We start from the raw sequence: 24,037 nt of genomic DNA, 5'->3' as shown, positions 1-24,037 counted from the left end.
GGTGCGAGTGGGACTGCTGACCCGGGAGTACCCCCCGGACGTGTACGGCGGGGCCGGTGTCCATGTGGAGTTCCTGGCACGGGAGTTGACCTCCCTGGTGGACCTGGAGGTGCACTGCTGGGGCGAGGGGCGCGGGGTCGGCGTCGTCCGCCACCGGCCCTGGTCCGTGCTCGACGGTGCGGGCGACGCGCTGCGCACCTTCTCCGTGGACCTGTCGATGGCCGCCGCCCTGGCCGGTCGCGAACTCGTGCACTCCCACACCTGGTACGCCAACCTCGCCGGCCACCTCGGCAAGCTGCAGTACGGCATCCCGCACGTGGTCACCGCCCACTCCCTGGAACCGCTGCGCCCCTGGAAGGCGGAGCAACTGGGCGGCGGGTACGCCCTGTCGGGCTGGGCCGAGCGCACCGCCGTGGAGGCCGCCGACGCGGTGATCGCCGTGTCGGGCGCCATGCGCGAGGACATCCTCACCTGTTATCCGGCGCTGGACCCGGCGAAGGTCCACGTCGTGCACAACGGCATCGACACCCGTCTGTACCGCCCGGACCACGGCACCGACGCCCTCCTGCGGCACGGCATCGACCCCGACCGCCCGTACGTCCTGTTCGTCGGCCGGATCACCCGCCAGAAGGGCGTGCCCCATCTGCTGCGCGCGGTACGGGACATCGACCCGGGTGCCCAGGTCGTCCTGTGCGCGGGCACGCCCGACACCCCGGAGATCGACCGTGAGTTCCGGGCGCTGTTCGAGGAGCTGAGCCGGGTCCGCGCCGGTGTGTTCTGGATCCCGCAGATGCTGCCGCGCGCGGAGGTGGTCCAACTCCTCACGCGCGCCGCGGTGTTCGTCTGCCCGTCGGTGTACGAGCCGCTCGGCATCGTCAATCTGGAGGCGATGGCGTGCGGGACCCCGGTCGTGGCCTCCCGGGTCGGGGGGATCCCGGAAGTGGTGGCGGACGGCGGGACCGGCCTGCTGGTGGACGTGGACGACGGTTTCGAGCCGGGCCTCGCCCGGGCGCTGGACGAGGTCCTCGGCGACCCGGCGGCGGCCCGGCGGCTGGGGGAGGCCGGACGGGTGCGCGCGGCGGGGGAGTTCGGCTGGGACGCGGTGGCCCGGCGTACGGCCGGGCTGTACGCGGAGGTCCTGGAGCAGGCTTAGTCCGCGCAGGCTGAGGGCAGCCATGGTTCAACCAGGGTGAGGGGAGCGGCCATGCGTCGTGGAGGGCCTTCCGTACTCGGGATCGTGCTGGCGGGCGGGGAGGGCAAGCGCCTGCTGCCGCTCACCGCGGACCGCGCCAAACCGGCCGTCACCTTCGGCGGCACCTACCGCCTCGTCGACTTCGTCCTGTCCAACCTCGTCAACGCCGACGTCCTGCGTGTCTGTGTGCTGACCCAGTACAAGTCGCACTCGCTGGACCGGCACATCACCACCACCTGGCGGATGTCCAGCCTGCTCGGCAACTACGTCACCCCGGTCCCGGCCCAGCAGCGCCTCGGCCCGCGCTGGTACCTGGGCAGCGCCGACGCGATCCTGCAGTCCCTGAACCTGGTCCACGACGAACAGCCCGAGTACGTGGCCGTGTTCGGTGCCGACCACGTCTACCGCATGGACCCGCGGCAGATGCTCCGGCAGCACATCGAGGGCGGCGCGGGCGTGACGGTGGCCGGCATCCGGGTGCCGCGCGCGGAGTCCTCGGCCTTCGGGGTGATCACGCCGGGCTCCGACGGCCTGACGATCCGGCGCTTCCTGGAGAAGCCCGCCGATCCTCCGGGCCTGAAGGACGACCCGGAGACCGTCTTCGCCTCGATGGGCAACTACGTCTTCACCACCAAGGCCCTCGTCGAGGCGTTGCAACGGGATGCCGAGGACGGGCAGTCCGTGCACGACATGGGCGGCTCGATCCTGCCCCAGCTCACCACGCGCGGCGAGGCGCAGCTGTACGACTTCGGCGACAACCACGTGCCCGGCGAGACCACCCGCGACCAGGGCTACTGGCGGGACGTGGGCACCCTGGACGCCTACTACGAGGCGCACATGGACCTCATCGCCGAGCGCCCCGCCTTCAATCTGTACAACCGGCAGTGGCCGATCTACACCCACTCGGGCCAGCTGTCCCCGGCCCGCTTCAGCGCGGGCGGTATCGCGGGCGAGTCCATCATCAGCGCGGGCTGCCTGATCCGGGGTCAGGTCACCCGGTCCGTGCTGTCGCCCGGCGTCCGGGTCGACCCGGGGGCGGTGGTGCAGGGCTCGGTGCTCCACGACAACGTGCGCGTCGGCCGGGGCGCGGTGGTCCGCGGTGCCGTCCTCGACAAGAACGTGGAGGTCCCGCCCGGCGCGACGATCGGCGTCAACCCGGAGCGGGACGCCGAACTGTACACGGTCTCCGCGGGCGGGGTGATCGCGCTGGGCAAGGGACAGCGGGTGTCGTAGGGGCCGGCCGGGCTAGGCTTCCCGGTATGCGATGCGCGATCTGCGGCTCCGGCCGGCTGAGCCCGGTCGGAGAACTCACCTCGGGTGAACGGTCGTACGAGCGTCTGCTGCTGAAGTTCCGCCGCCCGGGCTTCTTCAAGCCCCAGCCGACGTTCCGGGCCGACCTCGCGCGGGCCTGCCGCGACTGCGGAGCGCTGTTCCCCTTCCTGCGCGACCACGACCGCCGTCAACTGGACGCCACGGCCGGGGAACTGGACGATGTCGAGGCCGCGCGGCCGGAGGAGGACGGGGTGTCCGACGGGACGGGGACGACCGTCTAGCCTGGGCGTCACGCCCGACGGCCCGCCGCGCGCGACGCGTGCGCGCAAACCTCGCGGGATGCCCGGTTTTATGCTGTTCGACCTTCAGGATGCAGACAACGATGTCGAACCTCCGGAGGTCATCCGACATGAGAGGGACCCGGCGCACACGGCTGTGCCTGGCCGGGGTGATGGCAGCGTCCGCGCTGATCGCCACCCCCGCCGCAGGCGCCGCCGAGCGGACCGACGGCCACCTCACCGATCTGGTCAACCCCTTCATCGGGAGCCAGAACGAGGGCAACACCTTCCCCGGCGCCGCCGTGCCCTTCGGCATGGTGCAGTTTTCCCCGGACACCGGGCACTTCGCCGGCTACGACTACACACAGAACCGCATCCGCGGCTTCTCCCTGGTCCATCTCTCGGGCGTCGGCTGCGGCATCGGCGGCGATCTGCCCGTGCTGCCCACCACCGGGGACGTGACACAGACGGACTACACCAAATACGCGGCCGGCTACACGCACCAGGACGAGTCGGCGGGCCCCGGCTACTACCGCGTCGGCCTCGCCTCCGGCATCCGTGCCGAGCTGACCGCGACCGAGCGCACCGGCGTCCAGCGCTACACCTTCCCCGCCACCGACAAGGCCAACGTCCTGCTGAACGCGACCCAGTCGCTGCACAAGGCGGTCTCCAGCAACGTCGAGATCCTCGACGACCACACCGTGCGCACCGCGATCACCGGCCACGGCTTCTGCCGGGACACCGGCCCCTACACCGTCTACACCATCACCCGCTTCAGCCGGCCCTTCACCGCCTACGGCACCTGGGACGGCGGGCGCGTCACCCCGGGCTCGCGCAGCGGACACGGCGGCGCCTACCTCCGCTTCGACACCACCAAGGACCGCACGGTCGAGGCGACCACCGCACTGTCGTACGTCGACGCGCGCGGCGCGGCCGGCAACCTGGCCGCGGAGGGCGGCCGGTCCTTCGACGCCGTGCGCGAGCGGGCCCGCGAGAAGTGGGAGGACAGACTCGCCGGCGTCCATGTGCAGGGCGGCACGCGCACGCTGCGCCGGACCTTCTACTCCTCGCTGTACCGCTCGTTCCTCGCCCCGAACATCGGCGGCGACACCGACGGCCGGTACTCCGGCTGGGACCGGCGGATCCACCACGCCGACGGGTTCACGTACTACCAGAACTGGTCGCTGTGGGACACCTACCGCACCCAGGCCCAGCTCCTCGCCCTGCTCGCACCGCGCGAGGCACGGGACATGGCCCGCTCGGTGGTGGCGATCGACGAGGACGGCGGCTGGCTGCCCAAGTGGGGCTACGGTCCGGTCGAGACGAACATCATGAGCGGTGACCCGGTCACCCCGTTCCTGACCACGGCCTATCAGGCGGGCCTGCTCAAGGGCTTCGAGGAGCGGGCCTACCGCGCGCTGCGCAAGAACGCCGACGGCGTCCCGCCCGCCGCGTACCCGGGCATCGGCCGGGAGGCCAACGCCGAGTACCTCGCGCACGGCTTCGCGCCCTTCGTCGAGAAGCGCCCGTACGCCAAGATGGGCGACTCCGACTACCACCACGGAGCCTCCGTCACCCTGGAGTACGCGCTCGCCGACGCCATGCTGGCCCAGATGGCCCGCGGTCTCGGCCACGGCCAGGACGCCGCCCGGTACGCCGCCCGCGCGCGGAACTACCGCAGCGTCTTCGACCCCACGACCGGCTTCTTCCGGGCCCGCGACGCCTCCGGCGCCTTCACCGGCCCGGCCGACCCGGCCCGTGGCACCGGCTTCCACGAGGGCACCGCCTGGCAGTACCAGTGGCTCGTCCCGCAGGACGTGCCCGGCATGGTGCGGCTCATCGGCGGCGAGCACGCGGCCAACGACCGCCTGGACTCCTTCTTCGCCTACGACCGGCTGCTGGCCGACCCCGCGAAGACCGCCCGCGACGTGTGGGTGCACGGGAGCGCGTACGACTACTACAACGCCGACAAGTACAACCCGATGAACGAGCCCGACCTCATCGCGCCGTACACCTACCTCGCCACCGGCCAGCCCTGGAAGACCACCGACGTGGTCCACGCCGCCCTGACCCTGTTCACCGACGGCCCCACCGGCATCACCGGCAACGACGACCTGGGCACGATGTCCGCCTGGAACGTGCTCTCGTCCATCGGCCTGTTCCCCATCCAGCCCGGTTACGGCACCTGGGGCCTGTCCACGCCCGTCTTCGACCGCGTCGACCTCACCCTGGACCGCCGCTACTGGCCGAGCGGCGCACTGACGATCGCCGCGCCCGGGACCTCCGCCACCGACCGCTACATCCAGGCCGTCCGCACCGACGGCGCCCCGCACACGCGGACCTATCTGACGAACGGCGCGCTGCGCTCCCTGCGCTCCCTCGCGTTCACGGTCGGCTCGCGCCCGTCTGAGTGGGGTACGTCACCCAAGGCGGCGCAGCCGGTCCTGAACTGACCTCACATATCCCGTGGTCCCGCCCCTGATGGAGGGGCGGGACTTAATCTGCTGTTAACTGAACGTAGTCTGATCGTACTTGACCGTAATCGGATGTCGGAGATTGACTTCGAGTGACTGCACATCCACCCGTCGTCGACGCGTGAGGCACGCCCGTGACTTCCGATCTGCTCGCTCCGCTCGATCTGGCGTTCTGGAACATCGAGTGCGACCGACACCCGATGCACCTCGGCGCGCTCGGCGTCTTCGGGGCCCACTCGCCCACCGCCGGGGCCCACGCGGCCGACCTGCTCGCCGCCCGCGCCGCCGCCGTACCCGGGCTCCGCCTGCGCATCCGCGACGTGTGGCAGCCGTTCGCCTTCGGCGGCGCCATCCGCGAGACCGACCCCGACTTCGACCCGCTCAACCACGTACGACTGCACGCCCCGACCGCCGACTTCCACGCCGTCGCCGGCCGGCTGATGGAACGCCCGCTGGAGCGCGGCCGGCCGCCGTGGGAGGCGCACGTGCTGCCCGGCGAGGACGGGATGTCCTTCGCGGTGCTGTTCAAGTTCCACCACGCCCTCGCCGACGGGCTGCGCGCGCTGAAGCTCGCCGCCGGTGTCATGGACCCGATGGACCTGCCCGAGCGGACGCCGCGCGCCATCGAACCCCCGCGCGGACTGCTGCCCGACATGCGCAGGCTGCCGGGGCTCGTGCCCGGGCTGGTCCGGGGCGCCCTGTCCGACATGGGCCGGGCCCTGGACATCGGCGCCTCGCTCGCCCGGTCCACGCTCGGCATGCGACCCTCCACCGCGCTGACGTCGGCCCCGAGCGGCACCCGCCGCACCGCCGGGGTGGTCGTCGACATCGACGATGTGCACCGGGTGCGCAAGAGCGCCGGCGGCACCGTGAACGACGTCCTCATCGCCGTGGTCGCCGGCGCGCTGCGCCGCTGGCTGGAGGAGCGCGGCGAGGGCACCAAGGGTGTGGCGCCCCGCGCCCTCATCCCCGTCTCCCGGCGCCGGCCGCGCACCGCCCACCCACAGGGCAACCGGCTCTCCGGCTATCTGATACCGCTTCCCGTGGGCGAGCCCGACCCGCTCGGCCGTCTCGACACCGTGCGCACCGCGATGGTCCGCAACAAGGACGCGGGCGCCGACCGGGGCGCCGGCGCCGTCGCCCTGCTCGCCGACCACGTCCCGGCCCTCGGCCACCGGCTCGGCGGCCCCCTCGTCGGCCAGGCCGCCCGGCTCTGGTTCGACATCCTGGTCACCAGCGTGCCGCTGCCCGGGCTGGGACTCCGGCTCGGCGGCCACGAACTGACCGAGGTCTACCCGCTCGCCCCGCTCGCCCCCGGCCAGTCGCTGGCTGTGGCGATCTCGACGTACCGCGGCCGCGTCCACTACGGCCTGGTCGCCGACGCGCAGGCCGTGCCGGACCTGGACCGGTTCGCGTTCGCGGTGTCGGCCGAGATCGCGACGTTGCTGTCGGCCTGCCAGGCGTGAGGGCGGTGCTGGTGGTTCCTGTGGGGCCCCAGTGCCGTCGGCGGTCCGAGGGCCCGTAGATCGTTCCCGTGAGCGGTTTGGTCCCAGGCCCGGGTGCTCCGTAAAATTCCCTGTTCGAAGGCGGGCGCGAGTCGGCGCGCTGCGCGGGTGATCAGGGAAACGGCAGCGCGATGACGGTGACAGAAGACGGCTCCATGGCCACGGAAGAGGTGGTCTACGGCCCGGGTATCGACCCCGAGCGGCTGGCCGTCTGCCTGAGCGTGCTCGAGGAACTCGACGAGATCGAGGTCGACCACCCCGACGCGATCAAGGTGCGCCGGGCCACCTCGGCCATCTACCGGACGGTCAAGCAGCGCCGCCGCCAGGAGCGCCGGGCCGCCAAGACCGCGCACGACCGCGCCGTCACCGAGGCCACCGCGACCGGCTCCGCCGAGCGCATCGACGACGAGACCGAGGGCATCCTGCCCTCCTCCAAGGTCGAGGAGGGCAGGATCGCGGGCATACTCCAGCGCCCGCGCTCCTGCTACACCTGCAAGAGCCGCTACGTCGAGGTCGACTACTTCTACCACCAGCTCTGTCCGGACTGCGCCCGCACGAACCGGGCCAAGCGCGACGCCCGTGCCGACCTCGCCGGCAAGCGCGCCCTGCTCACCGGCGGCCGCGCCAAGATCGGTATGTACATCGCGCTGCGGCTGCTGCGCGACGGCGCGCACACCACCATCACCACGCGCTTCCCCAAGGACGCCATCCGCCGGTTCAAGGCCATGGAGGACTCGGCGGACTGGCTGCACCGGCTGGAGGTCGTCGGCATCGACCTGCGCGACCCGGCGCAGGCCGTGGCGCTGGCCGAGCAGGTCACCGAGGCCGGGCCGCTCGACATCCTGATCAACAACGCGACGCAGACCGTGCGACGGCTGCCCTCCGCGTACGCGGCCCTGGTCGACGGCGAGAGCGCCCCGCTGCCCGCCGGTGAACTCCCCGCCCACCATGTCATCGGCGCCTTCAACTCCGGTGCCGTCGACGGCATCGCCGCGCTGCCCGTCGGCACCAGCGGACTCGACGCGCAGAAGGTCGCCGACCTCGCCCTCGTCGCGGGCAACGCCAGCGTCGCCCGGCACATCGAGGGCACCGCCATCGACGCCGGCGGCCTCGTCCCCGACGTCGTCGACACCAACACCTGGGTGCAGACCATCGACCAGATCTCGCCGGTCGAGCTGCTGGAGACCCAGCTGTGCAACTACACGTCGCCGTTCATCCTGATCAGCGCCCTGCGCCCGGCGATGGCCGACGCCGCGAAGAAGGCCTCCAGCGGCCGGGCCTACGTCGTCAACGTCTCCGCGATGGAAGGCGTCTTCAGCCGCGGTTACAAGGGCGCCGGGCATCCGAACACCAACGCCGCGAAGGCGGCCATGAACATGGTCACGCGGACCAGCGCCGACGAGATGTTCGAGGCGGACGGCATCCTCATGACCTCCGTCGACACCGGCTGGATCACCGACGAGCGCCCGCACTACGACAAGCTGCGCCTCGCCGAGGCCGGCTTCCACGCACCGCTCGACCTGGTCGACGGCGCCGCCCGCGTCTACGACCCGATCGTGCGCGGCGAGGCGGGCGAGGACGTGTACGGCGTCTTCCTGAAGGACTACGCGCCCGGCAAGTGGTGACACCGGGGGACGGATGGACGGGGTGACCGGTGCGGCCGGCTCGCCACAGCGCGAAGCCGTCGTGCCGGACCGCGGCCCCTTCCGGGGGCCGGTCCGCGTCGCCGCCTAGTCCTCGGGCACCCCGCGCAGGCGCTCGTGCACGGCGTACGGACCCGCCGTGGACGCGGCACGCACCCGTGTCCCGCCGTCCACCAGCAGATCCGCGCCGGTGACCCACTCGGCCGCGTCGGAGGCGAGCCACAGCACGGCCCGTGCCACGTCCTGGGGTTCCCCGATCCGCCCGAGCGGCAGCCCGGCAGCCACCTCCTGCTCGCCCGGCTCCCACACGAACCGCGCCATCTCGGTGCGCACCAGCCCGGGGGAGACGGAGTTCACCCGCACCCGGGGCGCGAGTTCGCCCGCGAGCTGCCCGGTGAGATGGAGCAGGGCCGCCTTGGTGGTGCCGTACGCGCCCACGTTCGGCCCCGCGTGACCGGCGCCCTCGGTGCACACGTTGACGACCGCGCCGCCGTGCTCGCGCATCCAGCCCCGCCACGCACAGCGCACCAGCCGCAGCGGTGCCTCCACGTTGACGGCGAACGCCTCCCGCCACGCGTCCGGATCGGCCTCCATCAGGGGTCCGTACGGCCGGTTCGTCGCCGCGTTGTTGACGACGACGTCCAGTCGTCCGAACTCGCGCAGCACCAGTTCGGTGAGCGCCTCCGGATGACCCGGGTCGGCCACGCTCCCGGCCAGCCCGATCCCGCCCAGCCCGGCGGCGGTGCGCCGCACCTCGGCCGCGTCCCGCGCGGTCACGCACACCAGCGCGCCGGCCGCCGCGAGGGCCTCGGCCACGGCCCGCCCGATGCCCCGCGTGCCGCCGGTGACGACGGCCGCCCTGCCGCTCAGCCCGTACGACGACGTCATCGCCGTACCGTCTCATGACGAGCCGTCAGATGACAGGGGGATGAGCCGCCGCACCGGTCAGTCGACCGCGCCCAGCCGCGAGTGCCGGGCCGCCACCAGCTCCAGCACCGTGCGCCAGTCCTCCAGGACGCCCGCGTCGAAACCGGCCGTACGACCCTCTTCGTCCGCGAGCCGGAGCCGCTGCACATCGTCGTCGGCGGCGCCCGTGTCCCCGCGCACGAGCCGGAACACCCGCTCCCCGAGCAGCGCACGCACCGCCTCGGCCGTGCTGCGGGCCCGGCCCCTCTCGTCGCCCGGGCACAGCACCGGCCCGATGCCGTGCACCAGCCCCGCCACCTGGAGCTCCTTGTCGGCGGGGCGGCTGCGGCGCAGCAGCGCGGCGGTCCGCAGCGCGTGCTGGTGCCGGCCGGCGTACAGCAGATCCATCAGCTCCTCGACGCTGCGCAGCTCCATGCGTCAGTCCCTCCGCGAGTCAGCCGTTGCCCGCACGCCAGCAGATCATGGCGACCTTGCGGTCCGGCCAACAGGACTTGAACTGCGTCGCATGTAGGCCGAGTGGGTGAATCGCTCCGGCAGCCGAGTGATGCACTTAGTGGCAAATAGCCTCATATTGGTGGGTATTGGAGTGGGCAGGACTTCCGATAGTTACACCTTGTTTGCACTCCCGATCGAGCGCGCAGTCGCTCATTTGGTTAATCTGAAGTGGCGGACGGCAGTACACAGGGTCTACCCCACCCACCGTCCGTACCGGCGCCACCGCGTCCGAACTGGCCTTCCATCCAGACCCGAGCGGGCGTCGAGCACCGGAGCGCAGGCTTTCCGGCAGGGCCCCCGAGGGTGACCCGACACATAAGGAGTGCGCGGTGACACCGGAGAAGACGAATCGCGAACAGCGCCCCAAGGAACGCACGGAGCGCACGGGCCGACGGCCCGGAGAGCTCGGCAGCCTCGACGTGTGGGCCCGGTCGGCCCCGATCCGCCTCGCGGGCTACGAGGAGGACCTCGCGGAGCCGCACATCCTGCCCAGCGTCGACTGAGCCGGGCAGACCCGTTCGCGATCGCCGTACGCATGGGCGTGACCACCTGACAGACTCACGCCCATGCTGATCAGAGAAGCCGCGGCCGACGACTGGCCGCGGATCTGGCCTTTCTGGCACCGGATCGTCGCCGCCGCCGAGACCTACGCCTGGGACCCGGGGACGACCGAGGAGGACGCCCGCGCGCTCTGGACGAGCCCGCCGAAGCGCGTCTACGTCGCCAAGGACCCGGCCGGACGGATCGTCGGCTCGGCCTACCTCACCCCCAACTACGGCGGCCCCGCCGCCCACGTGGCCAACGCCGGATTCATGGTCGACCCCGCCCACACGGGACAGGGTGTCGGCCGCGCCCTCGCCGAACACGTCCTGGCCGAGGCGCGGGCCCACGGCTACCGCGCGATGGTCTTCAACGCCGTGGTCGAGACGAACCCCGCGGTCGCCCTGTGGGCCTCCCTCGGCTTCACCGTCCTCGGCACGGTCCCGGAGGCGTACGACCACCCCCGGCACGGCAGGGTGGGTCTGCACATCATGTACCGGTCACTCGACTAGCCGGTGCGCAGGAGCGGAGCGTGCTTCAGAGGCCGGCCATCGGCGCCGTCCGCCGCCAGGGGTGCCGCTTCTCCAGCTCCGCCGCCAGCCCCAGCAGGACGTCCTCCGTGCCCGGCCGCCCGACGAGCTGTACCGCGCAGGGGGCGCCCGAGGGCAGGGTGCCGAACGGGACCGACATCGCGGGCCAGCCGGTCAGGTTCCAGGGCGGGGTGAAGGGGGTGTACGCGTTGGCGAGGATGTTGCGCAGCCAGCCGCGCTCGTGCCACGGGCCGGCCGTGGGGGAGCGGCGGGCCAGGGCCGGGCCGAGCAGCACGTCGTGCTCGGTGAAGAACGGCGTCAGCCGGGCGCGCAGCCGCTCCCGTCCGTCGCCGGCCCGGACCGGGGCGACGAACCGCCGGCCCAGCGCCGCGTGCACCCGGGTCCGCCGGGCCAGCCGCGCCGGGTCCAGGCCCTCGGCGTCCACGGCCGTCCCCGCCGTCCAGTGCCGCATCGCGGTCAGGGCGAGGGAGGGCGGATACGGCGGCTCGGCCCGCCGCACCTGATGGCCGGCCCGCGCCAGCGCTCCGGCCGCCTCGCGGACCGCGGTCGTATACGGCCTGCTCACGCTCACCCCGGGGAGCGGGCTGCGCAGGGCCACGGCGACCCGCAGTGACACGGGCCGTGGCGCCGGGGGCAGGGCGGCGTCCGCGAGCACGTCCAGCATCAGCCGGAGATCCTCGACGGTGGTGGCCAGCGGACCGTTCTCCGACATGCCGAACCAGTCGCCGTTGCCGATCCCGGCCGGTACCACCCCGTGCCCCGGCTTCAGCGTGACCAGCCCGCAGTTCGCGGCCGGGATGCGCAGCGAACCCATGCCGTCGTTGCCCAGCGCGAGCGGCACCAGGCCCGCCGCGACCGCGGCCGCGCTGCCGCCCGAGGAGCCGCCCGCCGTACGGGAGAGGTCCCATGGATTGCGGGTCGTGCCGTACGCGCCCTCCGTGGTGCCGAAGACGCACAGTTCGGGCACGTTCGTCAGGCCCACGACCACCGCGCCGGCCGCCCGCAGCCGGGCCACCGTGACGTGGTCCCGGGCGGCCGGGGTGTCCGGGGTGGCGGCCGAGCCGTCGCGGTGGGACTCGCCGCGCACCGCCAGATTGTCCTTGACGGCCAACGGCACGCCCGCGAGCGGCAGTTCGGCCAGATCGGTCCGCGCGCCCAGCTCGTCGGCCTCGGCGAGCGCCGCCTGGGCCCGCACCTTGCGGAACGCCCCGATCCGCCCGTCGATCCGCTCGATCCGGGCGAGGTGCTCCGCCACCACCTCCCGTGGCGTGACCTCCTTCGCGCGTACGGCGGCGGCGATCTCTGCGGCGGTCCGGCCGGCCCACTCGGTCACGGGCACACTCCTCGGCTACTCGCTGGTACGAATCAAGGCGCAGGGAGAACTGTGCCCGGTCGCGGGCGGCACGTCGAGAGGCCGGGGGCGACCCCTGGATCGGTCATCCGATCTCTGCCTCAAGTTCTCGACCCCGCAGCCCCGTTGACAGTCCAGCGGCTCGACCTCAATCATCAGACGTCCGATGAATCGGAGTGTATGGGAGCCGCTCATGAGCACGTATCCCAGACGACTGGTCCTGGGTACCGCGGCGGGCGTGGCCGCCGCGGCCGCCCTTCCGCTCACCACGGCCACCCCCGCGGGCGCCGCCGGACCCCGCAGCGCGTGGGCCGCCGTCCCCGACCCGGTGCCCGTCCCGCTGGACGCCGTCTACGACAACGACGGCATCGACACCGCCGCCGCGCGCGGCGGCGACTTCGACGGATCCGGCTACACCTTCCCCGGCGAGGAACTGCCCGCAGGCCGCGTCGAGGTCGACGGCGTCCCCTTCCTCTTCCCCGCCTCGACCGCGGGCGCCCGCAACAACGTCGTCGCCCTCGGTCAGCGCCTCGACCTGCCCGGGGGGCACTATCTGTCGGCGTTCTTCCTCACCGCCGCGAGCTACGGCGACGCCTCCGGGCAGGCCACCGTCCACTACGCCGACGGCACGACCACGACCGCCGGCCTCGGCGGCTCCGACTGGTACGCGGCGGGCGGTGCGCTGTCGGCGCCGTACCGCTACCGGCCCGACGGCGGCAAGGACGAGCACGGCGTCGGCATCGGTGTCGCGGAGGTGTGGCTCGATCCGCGCCGTGCGGCGGTCGCCGTCACACTGCCCGTCACCAACCCGGCCGAGGCGAACAAGGCGTCCCTGCACATCTTCGCCCTCACCCTCCAGCCGGTCGCCACCGGACGGGCGTTGGCCCTGCGCACCCCGCACTCCACCACCTCCCTGCTCGAACCGTCCGGCGCGCAGAGCGTGGAGGCGACCGTCGTCAACGCGGGCACGGTCGCCGTACTGGCCGCCGACGGCGTCTCGGTGGCGGTCGACGTCCCGGGCGCCCGCACGGTCGCGCCCGCCCGTATCCACCGCCTCGACCCAGGCGAGCAGGCCCGTGTCCGCATCGGCATCCGCAACCGCCCGGGCACCGTGCCGGGCACGAGCCGGAACGGCACGGTGACCGTCACGGGCCGAGGCACCCAAGTGACCGCGGGAAAGGCATCGTTGACCCTGGGCACGGCGGACTACACCCCCACCGAGGCCTCCCTGTCCGCACATCAGGCGCCGTACTGGTTCCAGGGAGCCAAGTTCGGCATCTTCATCCACTGGGGCGTCTACTCCGTGCCCGCCTGGTCGCCGGTCGGCAAGGAGTACGCCGAGTGGTACTGGGACCACATGCAGGACCCCTCCGACGCGGTGTACGCCTACCACCGGGACACCTACGGCGAGGACTTCGCCTACGACGACTTCATCCCCCGCTTCACCGCCGAGAAGTTCGACCCGCGCGCGTGGGTGGAGCTGTTCCGGGACGCGGGCGCCCAGTACCACGTGCTGACCTCCAAGCACCACGAGGGCTTCGCCCTGTGGGACACCAAGGTCTCGGACCGCAACGCGGTCAGGATGGGCCCGAAACGGGATCTGGTCGGGGACCTCTTCGAGGCGAGCCGTCGCTACGCCCCCGAGCTGCACCGGGGCCTGTACTTCTCGATGCCGGAGTGGTTCAACCCCGACAACCCCTGGATGGGCCACGCCCCGCGCAATCCGTACACGCTCGCCTCCGTGCCGTACACCGGGTACACCGCGGGCAGGGACTACGTGCACGACTACCAGGCCCCGCAGATGCTGGAGCTGATCCACGGGTACGACCCGGAGATCATCTGGTGCGACATCGGCGGCGCCAACGACAGCCTCCATGTGCTGGCCGAGTACTTCGACCACGCCAAGAACCGCGCCCGTCCGATCGACGTGACCGTCAACAACCGCTCGGGCATCGGCTTCCACGACTTCACGACCCCCGAGTACACGACGTACGCCAACACCGTCGTCGCCAAGTGGGAGGCCAGCCGGGGCCTCGACCCCTTCAGCTACGGCTACAACCGGGCGACGCCCGACTCCGCGTACATGACCGCCGAGGAGGTCGTGCACAGCCTGGTCGACATCGTCTCGAAGAACGGCAACTTCCTGCTGGACATCGGCCCGCGCGCGGACGGCACGATCCCCGAGATCATGCAGACCCGGCTGCGCGAGACGGGCCGGTGGCTGAAGGTCAACGGGGAGGCGGTGTACGACACCACGTACTGGTCGCGGACGGCCCAGCTCGGCGACGACCTGCGCTTCACGGTCCGCCCGGACGAGGCCTTCTACATCCACTCCCTCGCCGAGCCGGGCGCGAAGCTGGTCGTCGAGGCGCCGGTGCCCGTGCGGCCCGGAGACAGGGTGACGATGCTCGGCCACGACGGTCCCCTGTCCTGGACCGTCACGGACGGGTCCCTGGTCGTCGACGTACCCGCGGCGGCCCGGAAGGCCGGCCGGTACGTGTGGGTGTTCAAGGTCGACTGGCGGTCCTGAACGCCGCGGTCCCGCCCACCCGTCAGACGTCGCGCTCGTAGTCCGGCAGGACGAGCCCGTTGTGCGCGGCCTGCTTCTGCCCGCTGTGCACGGCGGCGGGGTCGCGCAGGGCCTCGTTGCGGGCGTCGAGCAGCTCCTGGGTGCCGGGTACGAGCACGGTTCCGCCCGGCGCGGCGAGGGCCTGGTTCCGCTCGGCGAAGGGGCGGGCCTGCCGCTCGTAGGCGGCGAAGGCGTCCGCGTGGTCGGCGTGCCGGGCCAGTTCCCCGGCCAGGAGATAGGCGCTGACGAGGGCGACGCTGGAGCCCTGGCCGGACAGGAAAGAGGTGGCGTGGGCGGCGTCGCCCGCGAGGGCGACCCGTCCGCGCGACCAGACGGGCATGTGGATCTGGCTGACGACGTCGAAGAACAGGTCGTCGGCCTCGCGCATGGCGGCCACCAGGCGCGGGACGTGCCAGGCCTGCTCGGGAAACGTGGCGGCGACGAGGTCGCACTGGGCCTCGGGGGAGCGGAAGGCGTCGTAGGGCGGTTCCTGCTGCCCGAAGGCGAGGAACCCGTGCAGCCGGTCGGCGGGTTCGTGGGCGTACAGGACGGCCGCCCTGCCCGGACTGTTCCAGACGGCCCCCTCGTGCGCGAGGCCGAACTCGTTGGGCAGGGTGAAGCCGGCGAAGACGTGGCCGAGGTAGCGGTGGAACCCTTCCTCGGGGCCGAAGACCAGGCGGCGGGTGTTCGAGTGCAGCCCGTCGGCGCCGATGACCAGGTCGAAGGTGCGACGGATACCGCTGTCGAAGGCGACCTCGACCCGGTCGCCGCGGTCGGCCAGGGTGGCGATGGAGTCGTTGAACAGGAACTCGACCCGGTCCCGGATCGGTTCGTGGAGGGCGTCCGCCAGATCACCGCGGCGCACTTCGAGGTCCTGGCCCGCCGCGCCTCCGGTGAGGGCCTCGGGTGGCACGGACCCGATGAGAGCGCCTTCGGCGTCCAGGAAGGAGAGCCTGCGGGTGTCGACGTGCGCCGTGCGCAGCCGGGGGAGCAGCCCCATGCGGTCGACGACCTCGCGGGCGGTGCCGCGGATGTCGATGGCGTAGCCGCCGCCACGGATCATGGAGGCCTTCTCGACGACGGTGACCTCGAAGCCGTGGCGGTCGAGCCAGTACGCCAGGGACGGACCGGCGATGCTCGCGCCGGAGATGAGGATCTTGCGGTGCGCGGAGTGGTTCACGAGGGTTCCTTCCGTCGGTCGCGTGTCCGTCGGCCCCACCAAAGATGCGTACCTTAGGTATCTTTAGAGAAGGCGTGCCGCGCCCTTCCCGGTGACGCCGGTGGGTGAAGGATATAGATACCTAACTTAGGTATGCAAGTGGAGATGTGATGAGCACAGAGGACGTGCGGGCGGTCCTGCCGCGACTGATGCAGCTGAGCAACGCCGTCAGCAGGGGAAGGCTGGCCGAGCGGGCGGCAGAGGCGGCCGGCCTCGCCCTGGACCGACCCGCGCTGGGCGTCCTCCTGACACTGCACACGGCCGACGGGCCGCTGCGCATCGGGGAGATCGCGGAGCGCATGCAGGTCGTCGGCCCGCACATCACCCGGCAGGTCCAGGGACTGGAGCGGCGCGCCCTGGTGCGCCGCGTCAGTGACCCCCACGACCGGCGCGCCAGCCTGATCGAGCCGACGGACGACGGAGCGGCGGCGGCGAACCGCTACGCGGAGTCCATGATCGGCTGGTTCACGGACGCCATCGCCGAGTGGCCGGAACGCGACCGCGGCGAACTCGGCCGCCTGCTCGGGAAGTTGGCCGACGACGTCACCGCACGGATGGCGGCCCTGGGGGAGGGGGCGCCACCGCACTCCTGATCGCCCGGGGAGAGGCCGCCGCCCCCGTACTGCCCCGCCCCGTCAGCCGCGGCACCGGCACCCCGACCGAGCGGGCCGCGGCGCCGTCCAGCAGGGCCAGCAGTTCGCGCGCCGCCGTCCGGCCGAACTCCGCGCTGTCCCGGGACAGCGCGGACAGCCGCGGTGTGACCATGCGGCACAGGGCCGAGTCCTCCCAGGAGACCACCGACACGTCCTGCGGGACGCGGAAGCCGAGCTCGGCCGCCGCCGCGAGGCCCGCCACGGCCATCACGTCGTTGTCGTAGATCAGCGCGGTGGCAGAGGGGGCGGGGGAGCCGCCCAGCACCCGGCGGGTCACCGCCGCGCCCTCCGTGTCGGAGTAGTCGGTCGTGACCGACCGGACCTCGGTGAGCCCGCGCCGCTCCGCCTCCGCGCGCAGCGTGGCGATACGGCGCTGGGTGTGTGCCAGGCCGGGCAGGCCGGCGATGTGCACGATCCGGCGATGGCCGAGGGCCGTCAGCTCGTCCACCACGGAGGCCATCGCGCCCGCGTCGTCCGCCCAGACCGTGGACAGCCCCGGATGACGGACGTCGGGCGCGCCGCCGATCACCACGGCGGGCAGGCCCAGCTCGTCCAGCAGGCCGGGGCGCGGATCCTCGGCCCGCGGATCGACCACCAGTACGCCGTCCACCCGGTGCTCGGCCCACCAGCGCCGGTACACCGCGCACTCGTCGGCCACGTCCTCGGCCACCTGGAAGAGCAGGCCCAGATGGCGCTCCGCGAGCATCTCCTGGATGCCGGAGACGAGTTGGAGGAAGAACGAGTCGACGCCCAGGGTGTGCGCGGGGCGGGCGAGGACGAAGCCGACCGTGGCCGCTCCCTCGCCGGACAGGGCGCGGGCGGCCGTACTGGGCCGCCAGCCCAGCTGCTCGGCGACCCGGCGGACCCGTGCGCGGGTGGACTCGGAGACGCCGGGGCGGTCGTTCAGCGCGAAGGAGACGGCACTCTCGGAGACCCCGGCCCGCCGGGCGATGTCCTTCATCGTGGGCCGGCGTGCGGGGGTCCGTTTGGTCGGCGGCACGCTTCTCCCCCTTCCGGGCGAAGTTGGCTAATGCGCTTGAGTGTCAAGACCCTAAAGCGCATTAGTGATCTGTGGCAAGCTCTCGTCCTCTCTCCTCCGACCTGGACTAATGTGCGTCTGATTTTCTTTAGTTGGCGAATCCGTTGACTTTCTCCGAACGGCCCGTGCATGGTCTCTTCCGCCGCCAACAGCCCGACACAGCAAGGGAGCCGTGTCACCGTGCCCATGCCTCGCAGAGCCCTCGCCGCCGCTGCCGTCGCCCTCGTCCTGCCGCTCAGCGCCTGCGGCTCGGGCGGCGACGGCGGCGGCTCCACCGACGCCTCCGGAAAGGTCGAGGGGAACATCACCTTCCAGACCTGGAATCTGCGCGCCGGCTTCAAGTCGTACTTCGACGGTCTGATCGCCGACTTCGAGAAGAAGTACCCCGGCACCCATGTGAAGTGGATCGACCAGCCCGCCGAGGGCTACCCCGACAAGCTCAGCGCCGACGCCGCCGGCGGCACCCTGCCCGACGTCGTCAACGTCTCCCCGGACCTCGTCGCCCCGCTCGCCAAGGCGGGACTGGCCATGGACCTCGACAAGGCGGCGGCGAAGTACAGGCCCGAGTACCTGGCCGGGGCCTGGGCCAGTCATCAAGTGCCGGGCATGAGCGGCACCTACGCCTTCCCCTGGTACCTGAACACCGGCCCGCTCTTCTACAACAAGTCCCTCTTCGAGAAGGCCGGCCTCGACCCGGCCAAGCCGCCGACGACGTACGACGACCTCTTCGCCGACGCCCTGCAGATGGCGGGGAAGAGCGGCGGCAAGGTCGCCACCCTCGCCAACGTCCCCACCATCGAGGACTTCGGGCGCTACGGCGTGACGCTGATGAATCGGCAGGGCACCGCGTTCGCCTTCAACGACGCCAAGGGGGTCGAACTCCTGACGAAGTACAAGCAGTTGTACGACGCCGGGGCCCTCGACCCGCAGGCGCTGACCGCGACGCCCGAGTCCTCCGGCAAGAAGTTCCTCACCGGCGCCGTCGCCATGAACCCCGGCAGCGCCCTGGACCTCGGCAACTTCAAGAAGAACGCGCCCAGCCTCTACCGGAACATCGGCATCACCGACCAGATCACCAGCACCGGGCACGTCAACATGTACGTGATGGGCGTGATGGTTAACTCCCGCACCAAGCACACCCCGGCCGCCGTCGCCTTCGCCCACTTCGTGACCGACGCGCAGAACCAGATGTCGTTCGCGAAGAAGGTCGCCATCTTCCCCAGCACCGCCGGCTCCCTCGGCGACCCGTACTTCACCAAGGAGGACGGCACCGACGAGACCCGGGTCCGCATCGCCGCCGCCAAGTCGCTGAAGAACGCGGTCAATTACACGCCCGTGCTGTTCAGTGACCAGATGAAGACCGCGCTGCGCAACGAGGTCGCCAAGGCGCTCCAGGGCAAGGAGAGCCCCAAGCAGGCCCTCGACAACGCTGTCAACGCCGTGAACCGCCTCCTGACGCAGGGCTGACCAGCCATGGCCGCTCCCACCGCTCCCACCGCACCCGCCCGGGTGCCGCGCCGACCGCCGGTCGGCATCCGGCGCCAACTGCCCGCCAGCCCCTGGCTGTTCGCCGCACCGGGGCTGCTCGTCACCGGCGCGTTCGTGCTGTACCCGTTCGTCTCCACCCTGGTGAACTCCTTCACCGACCGCCGCACCCTGCTCCCGGGCCGTTTCGTGGGCCTCGCCAACTTCCGCGAGCTGCTCCACGACGACATGTTCTGGACCGGCCTGCGCAACAGCACGCTCTACGTCCTCGTGGTCGTACCCGCCCTGGTCGTCCTGCCGCTGCTGCTCGCACTGCTGGTGCAGAAGAACATCCCCGGCATCACCTTCTTCCGCTCCGCCTTCTACACCCCGGTCGTCGCCTCGATCGTGGTCGTCGGGCTGATCTGGGTGTGGCTGCTGGACGAGCGCGGTCTGATCAACTCGCTGCTGGAGAGCGTCGGGATCGGCCGGGTCGGCTTCCTGAGCGACCAGTGGCTGCTCCTGCTGAGCGCGATGGCCGTCACGGTGTGGAAGGGCCTCGGCTACTACATGATCATTTACCTGGCGGCGCTCGCGAACGTGCCCCGCGAACTGCACGAGGCCGCCGCCGTGGACGGCGCCGGGCCGGTGCGCCGGTTCCTCTCGGTCACCGTGCCCGCCGTGCGCTCCACCATGGTGCTGGTCGCCGCGCTGTCCTCGGTCGCCGCGTTCAAGGTGTTCTCCGAGGTGTACCTGATGGCGGGCCCGGCGGGCGGCCCGGCCGGCGAGGACACCACCCTCGTCATGCTCGTGCAGCGCACCGGTACCGGCCTGACCGGCCGCGTCGGCTACGCCTCCGCCCTCTCCGTCGTCGTGTTCGTCGTCACCGTCGCGCTCATGCTGCTCGTGCTGCGCGCCGACCGCAGGGAGGAGTCGTGAGCATCCTGGAGAAGGTACGGCCCGAGCAGCCGGTCACCGCGGCCCGGAAGCCGCGCGTCAGCGACGAGCACGGCCGCCGTGTCCGCGTCGGCGAGCTGACCGTGCGCTATCTGCTGCTCCTCACCGTCCTCGCGCTGACCGTCGGCCCGTTCCTGTGGCAGCTGTCCACCTCCCTCAAGGGCCCCACCGAGGACATCTACGGCTCGCCGCCGTCGTTCCTGCCCGAGCACCCCACCCTGCACAACTACGCCCGGGTCGCCGACACCATCCCCGTCTGGGACTACGCCCTGAACTCCCTGAAGGTCGCCACCGCCAACGTCGTGACCAACTGCGCCGGTTCGGCCCTCGCCGGATACGCCCTGGCCCGGCTGCGCTTCCGCGGCCGGCGCGGCACCACGCTGGTGTTCGTGCTGGCGATGCTCGTACCCGTCGAGGGCATCGTCATCGCCCAGTTCACCACCATGCGCGAACTCGGCCTGAACAACACCCTCGTCGGCGTCGTCCTGCCGGGCGCGATCGGGGCGATGAACGTGCTGCTGATGCGCAACGCCTTCCGCAATCTGCCCTACGAGATCGAGGAGGCCGCCTATGTCGACGGCGCCAACGTCTGGCAGCGGTTCCTGCGCGTCGCCCTGCCCGCGGTGAAGGGGACGCTGGCCGTCGTGGCCATCTTCGCCTTCATGGGCGCCTGGGACGACTTCCTGTGGCCGCTGATCGTCCTCAGCGACCCGTCCAAGTTCACGCTCACCATCGGCCTCAACTATCTGCACGGCACCTTCGCCAACGACGAACGGATCGTCGCCGCAGGCACCGTGATCGCCGTGGCCCCGCTCATCGCCCTCTTCGCCTGTCTGCAGCGGTACTTCTTCCGCGGGGTCGGCGAGGGCGCCGTCAAGGGCTGAACCACGTCAACCGCATCGCCCAAGGACCTCCATGCCTCCTGCCGTCCGCTTCGGCGTCAACTACACCCCGAGCCAGGGATGGTTCCACCACTGGCTCGACTTCGACCTCGACTCCGTGCGCGCCGACCTCGACGCGATCGCCGCCCTCGGCCTCGATCACATCCGGGTCTTCCCGCTGTGGCCGTACTTCCAGCCCAACCGCACCCTGATCCGGCCGCGCGCCGTCGAGCAGCTCGTGGCCCTCGCCGACGCGGCCGCCGAACGCGGCATGGACGTCAACGTCGACGGACTGCAGGGGCACTTGAGCAGCTTCGACTTCCTGCCCGCGTGGACCCGCACCTGGCACCGGCGCAACCTCTTCACCGACCCGGAGGCGGTGGAGGCCCAGGCCGGCTATCTGCGCACCCTCGCCGCGGCCCTCGCCGACCGGCCGGGCTTCATCGGCATGACCGTCGGCAACGAGGTCAACCAGTTCGCCGCGGGCCCGCACCCCGACCCCGACCGGATCACGGCCGAGGACGCCGAGCGCTGGCTCGTCCGGATGCTCGCCGCGTGCGCCGAGGGCGCCCCGGACCGGCTCCACCTGCACGCCTCCTACGACGCCGCCTGGTACCAGGACGACCAGCCCTTCACCCCGGGCCACTCCGCCCGCCTCGGCGACGTCACCGCCGTGCACTCCTGGGTGTTCAACGGCACCGCCCAGCGCCATGGCCGTACCTCCGTACCGGCCGAGCACCACGCCGCCTACCTGGTCGAGCTGAGCAAGGCATGGGCCGACGCACCGCACCGGCCGGTGTGGCTCCAGGAGGTCGGCGCACCCGCACCGCTCGTCCCCGCCGAGCACGCCGCCGCCTTCACCGAGGCGACGCTCACCCACGTCCTCGACTGCCCCGACCTGTGGGGCGTCACCTGGTGGTGCTCGTACGACGTCTCCCGCGACCTCGCCGACTTCCCCCCACTCGAATACGGGCTGGGCCTGTTGACCAACGGACGCGAGCCCAAGGACATCGCGCGCGTGCTGGCCGAGGCGGCGCGGCGCACCCAGGAGGCCCCCGCCGTGCGCGCCACCGCCCTCGTCGTCCCCGACGATCCGGCCGTGCGCTCCCGCTGTGCGCCGGGCGGAGACGTCTTCGACGCCTTCTTCCGGCTCGTCGCCGACGGCGCCCGCCCCACCACCGTCCTCGACACCCGCGCCGACGACAAGGACCATCTCGCCGCGCGCGGCATCACCGAGGTCGTCAGCCCCGACCAGGTACTCCCCACCCCACACGGAGGCACTTGCTCGTGAACCCCAGCAGACGCACCGTCCTGATCGCCGGGGCCGCCGCGGGCCTGTTCCCGCCGCCCGCCTTCGCCGCCGACCGTCCCCGGACCGCCGTCCGTCCCCAGGCCCCCGTCCGTCCCCGGGCCGCCGCGACCCCGCCGTACGCCTCGTACTGGTACCCGGACTCGCTCCCCGCGGGCAGCCCGGACACCGGTGTCACCTGGTGCGGCCTGAAGAGCTGGCGGGCGGCCGACGACCCCGACCTCGCCTTCAACGCCGCGTCCGTGCCGCTCGCCGCGCGTTTCACCCCGACCCCGGCGAACAGCACCGCCCGCTCCGGCCAGGCCCGCGTCCAGGCCCTGGTCTCCTTCGGACCCACCTCCGGCAACCCCTCGCAGGGCGCGGCGACGGCCGACTACTACGCCCTCACCCACTGGGCCTACCTGGACGAGCTGGTCTTCTGGGGCGGCTCGGCCGGCGAGGGACTGATCCTCGCGCCGAACGCACCGGTCACCGACGCGGCCCACCGGCACGGCGTGCCCGTCCTCGGCAACATCTTCCTGCCGCCGACGGCGTACGGCGGACAGCTCCAGTGGACCCGGGACCTGGTGCAGAAGGACACCTCCGGGCACTTCCCGCTCGCCGCCCAACTCGTCGCGGTGGCGGCGGCGTACGGCTTCGACGGCTGGTTCGTGAACGCCGAGACGGGCGGCGGGAACAGCGCGCTCGGCCAGGCGATGCTCGCCTTCGTGAAGGAGCTGAAGACGCTCGCGGCGGCGCACGGGCAGCGGGTGACCTGGTACGACGCGATGACGGTCAACGGCTCCGTCAGCTGGCAGGGCGCCCTGGACAGCCAGAACCAGGCGTTCTTCCAGGCCGCCGACGACATGTTCGTGGACTTCCGGTGGAGTGCTGCCACGCTCGCCTCCTCGGCGACCAGGGCGGATCGGCTGGGCCGTGACCGCTACCAGTTGTGGGCGGGTGTCGACGTCGAGTCGGACGGGTCCGGTACGGCCGTGGACTGGGACGCGATCGTCCCCTCCGGCGAGGCGCACCTCACCTCGATCGGCTTCTACCGGCCGGAGTGGACCCGCAACCACCTGCCCGCCGACCAGCGCGCCCCCGGCGACTTCCACGCGGCCGACGACCGGTTCTGGACCGGACGCTCGCTGGACCCGTCCCGCCCGGATGCGGGCGACCCCTGGCGGGCGCCCGCGGTGTCGGTCGCCGACCGGTCGACGGTGACCGCGCTGCCGTTCGCGAGCGTCTTCAACACCGGGCACGGGCTGCGCTGGTACGAGGAAGGGGCCGTCACCTCGGACGCCCCCTGGAACCATCTCGGGCTCCAGGACCGGCTGCCGTCCCGGCGCTGGGTGGTGCGTACGGCGGGGCAGCGGCCGGCGGTCTCCTTCGACTTCGCCGACGCCTGGCGGGGCGGGAGCAGCGTGCTGGTGGACGGTGAACTGGATCAACCCGCGGTGCTGGATGTGTACGCGACCCGGCTGCCGATCGGTGTGAACACGGTTGTCGAGCTGACGTCCCGGACCGACGCCGGGGCTGTGAACGTGGAGCTGGCGGTGGCGACGGCCGAACCGGGCGGCCCCGGGGCGACACCGCCGTACACCTATCTGGCTGTGAACTCGGTCAACAGGCAAGCCGGGGTGAAGTCGGTCAACGGCTGGCAGACCGTGACGATCCCGCTCACCGGGCTGTCCGGCACCGTCCACGCCCTCGGAGTCCGGCTCACCGCCACCGCCGGT

Annotated in this window: 20 protein-coding genes; 15 read left to right on the top strand and 5 right to left on the bottom strand. The window is 72.0% G+C overall.

Annotated elements, in window-relative coordinates; genetic code table 11:
* The first annotated feature begins 1 nt into the window (after window position 1).
* The 6 genes from glgA to ADK64_RS25165 all read left to right on the top strand — a co-directional run bounded on the left by glgA (window position 2) and on the right by ADK64_RS25165 (window position 8,346).
* A complete protein-coding gene (gene glgA / locus ADK64_RS25190; protein ID WP_053662184.1) occupies window positions 2-1,153 on the top strand; it encodes a glycogen synthase in 1,152 nt (383 codons plus the stop codon).
* 51 nt (window positions 1,154-1,204) lie between these two features.
* A complete protein-coding gene (glgC, locus tag ADK64_RS25185) occupies window positions 1,205-2,425 on the top strand; it encodes a glucose-1-phosphate adenylyltransferase (protein WP_053662182.1) in 1,221 nt (406 codons plus the stop codon).
* A 26-nt stretch (window positions 2,426-2,451) separates the two neighbouring features.
* Window positions 2,452-2,745 (top strand): hypothetical protein, encoded by a 294-nt coding sequence (locus ADK64_RS25180; RefSeq protein ID WP_053662181.1) that lies wholly within the window; start codon window positions 2,452-2,454, stop codon window positions 2,743-2,745.
* A 128-nt stretch (window positions 2,746-2,873) separates the two neighbouring features.
* Window positions 2,874-5,195 carry a GH92 family glycosyl hydrolase gene (locus ADK64_RS25175; RefSeq protein ID WP_053662179.1) on the top strand — a complete coding sequence of 774 codons (2,322 nt, stop codon included), beginning with the start codon at window positions 2,874-2,876 and terminating at the stop codon, window positions 5,193-5,195.
* A 155-nt stretch (window positions 5,196-5,350) separates the two neighbouring features.
* Window positions 5,351-6,682, top strand: coding sequence for a wax ester/triacylglycerol synthase family O-acyltransferase (locus tag ADK64_RS25170; protein WP_053662177.1), 1,332 nt, complete (start codon window positions 5,351-5,353; stop codon window positions 6,680-6,682).
* Window positions 6,683-6,852: 170 nt separating this feature from the next.
* Complete coding sequence (locus tag ADK64_RS25165; RefSeq protein ID WP_053662175.1) at window positions 6,853-8,346, top strand: SDR family NAD(P)-dependent oxidoreductase; 1,494 nt, start codon at window positions 6,853-6,855, stop codon at window positions 8,344-8,346.
* A gap of 105 nt (window positions 8,347-8,451) precedes the next feature.
* On the opposite strand, the gene ADK64_RS25160 is transcribed toward ADK64_RS25165, so the two are convergent.
* Together ADK64_RS25160 and ADK64_RS25155 are read right to left on the bottom strand one after the other, a co-directional pair.
* On the bottom strand, window positions 8,452-9,252 hold the full coding sequence (locus ADK64_RS25160) for an SDR family oxidoreductase (RefSeq protein ID WP_053662173.1): 801 nt from the start codon (window positions 9,250-9,252) through the stop codon (window positions 8,452-8,454).
* A 57-nt stretch (window positions 9,253-9,309) separates the two neighbouring features.
* Complete coding sequence (locus ADK64_RS25155) at window positions 9,310-9,705, bottom strand: hypothetical protein (RefSeq protein WP_053662172.1); 396 nt, start codon at window positions 9,703-9,705, stop codon at window positions 9,310-9,312.
* 410 nt (window positions 9,706-10,115) lie between these two features.
* Here ADK64_RS25155 and ADK64_RS45215 point away from each other — a divergent pair, with 410 nt between their 5' ends.
* Together ADK64_RS45215 and ADK64_RS25150 are read left to right on the top strand one after the other, a co-directional pair.
* The gene (locus ADK64_RS45215) at window positions 10,116-10,289 is read left to right on the top strand and encodes a hypothetical protein (protein ID WP_107093075.1); all 174 of its coding nucleotides are present in this window, start codon (window positions 10,116-10,118) and stop codon (window positions 10,287-10,289) included.
* A 63-nt stretch (window positions 10,290-10,352) separates the two neighbouring features.
* Complete coding sequence (locus ADK64_RS25150; protein WP_053662169.1) at window positions 10,353-10,838, top strand: GNAT family N-acetyltransferase; 486 nt, start codon at window positions 10,353-10,355, stop codon at window positions 10,836-10,838.
* 25 nt (window positions 10,839-10,863) lie between these two features.
* On the opposite strand, the gene ADK64_RS25145 is transcribed toward ADK64_RS25150, so the two are convergent.
* Window positions 10,864-12,210 carry an amidase gene (locus ADK64_RS25145; RefSeq protein WP_053662167.1) on the bottom strand — a complete coding sequence of 449 codons (1,347 nt, stop codon included), beginning with the start codon at window positions 12,208-12,210 and terminating at the stop codon, window positions 10,864-10,866.
* Between the two features lie 211 nt (window positions 12,211-12,421).
* On the opposite strand from ADK64_RS25145, the gene ADK64_RS25140 reads away from it, so the two are divergent.
* Complete coding sequence (locus ADK64_RS25140; RefSeq protein ID WP_053662165.1) at window positions 12,422-14,758, top strand: alpha-L-fucosidase; 2,337 nt, start codon at window positions 12,422-12,424, stop codon at window positions 14,756-14,758.
* Between the two features lie 22 nt (window positions 14,759-14,780).
* On the opposite strand, the gene ADK64_RS25135 is transcribed toward ADK64_RS25140, so the two are convergent.
* A complete protein-coding gene (locus ADK64_RS25135) occupies window positions 14,781-15,977 on the bottom strand; it encodes an FAD-dependent monooxygenase (protein WP_053662163.1) in 1,197 nt (398 codons plus the stop codon).
* A 149-nt stretch (window positions 15,978-16,126) separates the two neighbouring features.
* On the opposite strand from ADK64_RS25135, the gene ADK64_RS25130 reads away from it, so the two are divergent.
* Window positions 16,127-16,609: a MarR family winged helix-turn-helix transcriptional regulator gene (locus ADK64_RS25130; protein ID WP_053662161.1), complete on the top strand. Its 483-nt coding sequence runs from the start codon at window positions 16,127-16,129 to the stop codon at window positions 16,607-16,609.
* Here ADK64_RS25130 and ADK64_RS25125 read toward each other — a convergent pair.
* Entirely contained in the window at window positions 16,560-17,630 is a 1,071-nt protein-coding gene (locus tag ADK64_RS25125; RefSeq protein WP_053662159.1) for a LacI family DNA-binding transcriptional regulator, read from the bottom strand. The two genes, ADK64_RS25130 and ADK64_RS25125, sit on opposite strands and share 50 nt — an antisense overlap.
* 258 nt (window positions 17,631-17,888) lie before the next feature.
* On the opposite strand from ADK64_RS25125, the gene ADK64_RS25120 reads away from it, so the two are divergent.
* The 5 genes from ADK64_RS25120 to ADK64_RS25100 form a co-directional block, all read left to right on the top strand.
* On the top strand, window positions 17,889-19,175 hold the full coding sequence (locus tag ADK64_RS25120) for an ABC transporter substrate-binding protein (protein WP_053662157.1): 1,287 nt from the start codon (window positions 17,889-17,891) through the stop codon (window positions 19,173-19,175).
* Between the two features lie 6 nt (window positions 19,176-19,181).
* Window positions 19,182-20,111 (top strand): carbohydrate ABC transporter permease, encoded by a 930-nt coding sequence (locus tag ADK64_RS25115; protein ID WP_053662155.1) that lies wholly within the window; start codon window positions 19,182-19,184, stop codon window positions 20,109-20,111.
* Window positions 20,108-21,013 carry a carbohydrate ABC transporter permease gene (locus ADK64_RS25110; protein ID WP_053662152.1) on the top strand — a complete coding sequence of 302 codons (906 nt, stop codon included), beginning with the start codon at window positions 20,108-20,110 and terminating at the stop codon, window positions 21,011-21,013. The genes ADK64_RS25115 and ADK64_RS25110 overlap by 4 nt, the downstream gene beginning before the upstream one ends.
* Window positions 21,014-21,044: 31 nt before the next feature.
* Window positions 21,045-22,301 carry a glycoside hydrolase 5 family protein gene (locus tag ADK64_RS25105; RefSeq protein WP_053662150.1) on the top strand — a complete coding sequence of 419 codons (1,257 nt, stop codon included), beginning with the start codon at window positions 21,045-21,047 and terminating at the stop codon, window positions 22,299-22,301.
* The coding region (locus tag ADK64_RS25100) for an endo-beta-N-acetylglucosaminidase (RefSeq protein ID WP_053662148.1) at window positions 22,298-24,037 on the top strand (1,740 nt) is incomplete at its 3' end. The genes ADK64_RS25105 and ADK64_RS25100, both read left to right, overlap by 4 nt.

The sequence above is a fragment of the Streptomyces sp. MMG1121 genome, from assembly GCF_001280015.1.
Taxonomy (GTDB): Bacteria; Actinomycetota; Actinomycetes; order Streptomycetales; family Streptomycetaceae; genus Streptomyces.
Note: the sequence above shows the minus strand (reverse complement) of the source record. Positions and strands in the feature narration are given on the sequence as shown.

What these genes read in the sequence shown, in the direction of transcription:
- ADK64_RS25160 (WP_053662173.1), bottom strand. Translation starts at nt 9,252, where the DNA reads ATGACGTCGTCGTACGGGCTGAGCGGCAGGGCGGCCGTCGTCACCGGC.
- ADK64_RS25165 (WP_053662175.1), top strand. Translation starts at nt 6,853, where the DNA reads ATGACGGTGACAGAAGACGGCTCCATGGCCACGGAAGAGGTGGTCTAC.
- ADK64_RS25150 (WP_053662169.1), top strand. Translation starts at nt 10,353, where the DNA reads ATGCTGATCAGAGAAGCCGCGGCCGACGACTGGCCGCGGATCTGGCCT.
- ADK64_RS25175 (WP_053662179.1), top strand. Translation starts at nt 2,874, where the DNA reads ATGAGAGGGACCCGGCGCACACGGCTGTGCCTGGCCGGGGTGATGGCA.
- ADK64_RS25125 (WP_053662159.1), bottom strand. Translation starts at nt 17,630, where the DNA reads ATGAAGGACATCGCCCGGCGGGCCGGGGTCTCCGAGAGTGCCGTCTCC.
- ADK64_RS25140 (WP_053662165.1), top strand. Translation starts at nt 12,422, where the DNA reads ATGAGCACGTATCCCAGACGACTGGTCCTGGGTACCGCGGCGGGCGTG.
- glgC (WP_053662182.1), top strand. Translation starts at nt 1,205, where the DNA reads ATGCGTCGTGGAGGGCCTTCCGTACTCGGGATCGTGCTGGCGGGCGGG.
- ADK64_RS25180 (WP_053662181.1), top strand. Translation starts at nt 2,452, where the DNA reads ATGCGATGCGCGATCTGCGGCTCCGGCCGGCTGAGCCCGGTCGGAGAA.
- ADK64_RS25155 (WP_053662172.1), bottom strand. Translation starts at nt 9,705, where the DNA reads ATGGAGCTGCGCAGCGTCGAGGAGCTGATGGATCTGCTGTACGCCGGC.
- ADK64_RS25115 (WP_053662155.1), top strand. Translation starts at nt 19,182, where the DNA reads ATGGCCGCTCCCACCGCTCCCACCGCACCCGCCCGGGTGCCGCGCCGA.
- ADK64_RS25105 (WP_053662150.1), top strand. Translation starts at nt 21,045, where the DNA reads ATGCCTCCTGCCGTCCGCTTCGGCGTCAACTACACCCCGAGCCAGGGA.
- ADK64_RS25130 (WP_053662161.1), top strand. Translation starts at nt 16,127, where the DNA reads ATGAGCACAGAGGACGTGCGGGCGGTCCTGCCGCGACTGATGCAGCTG.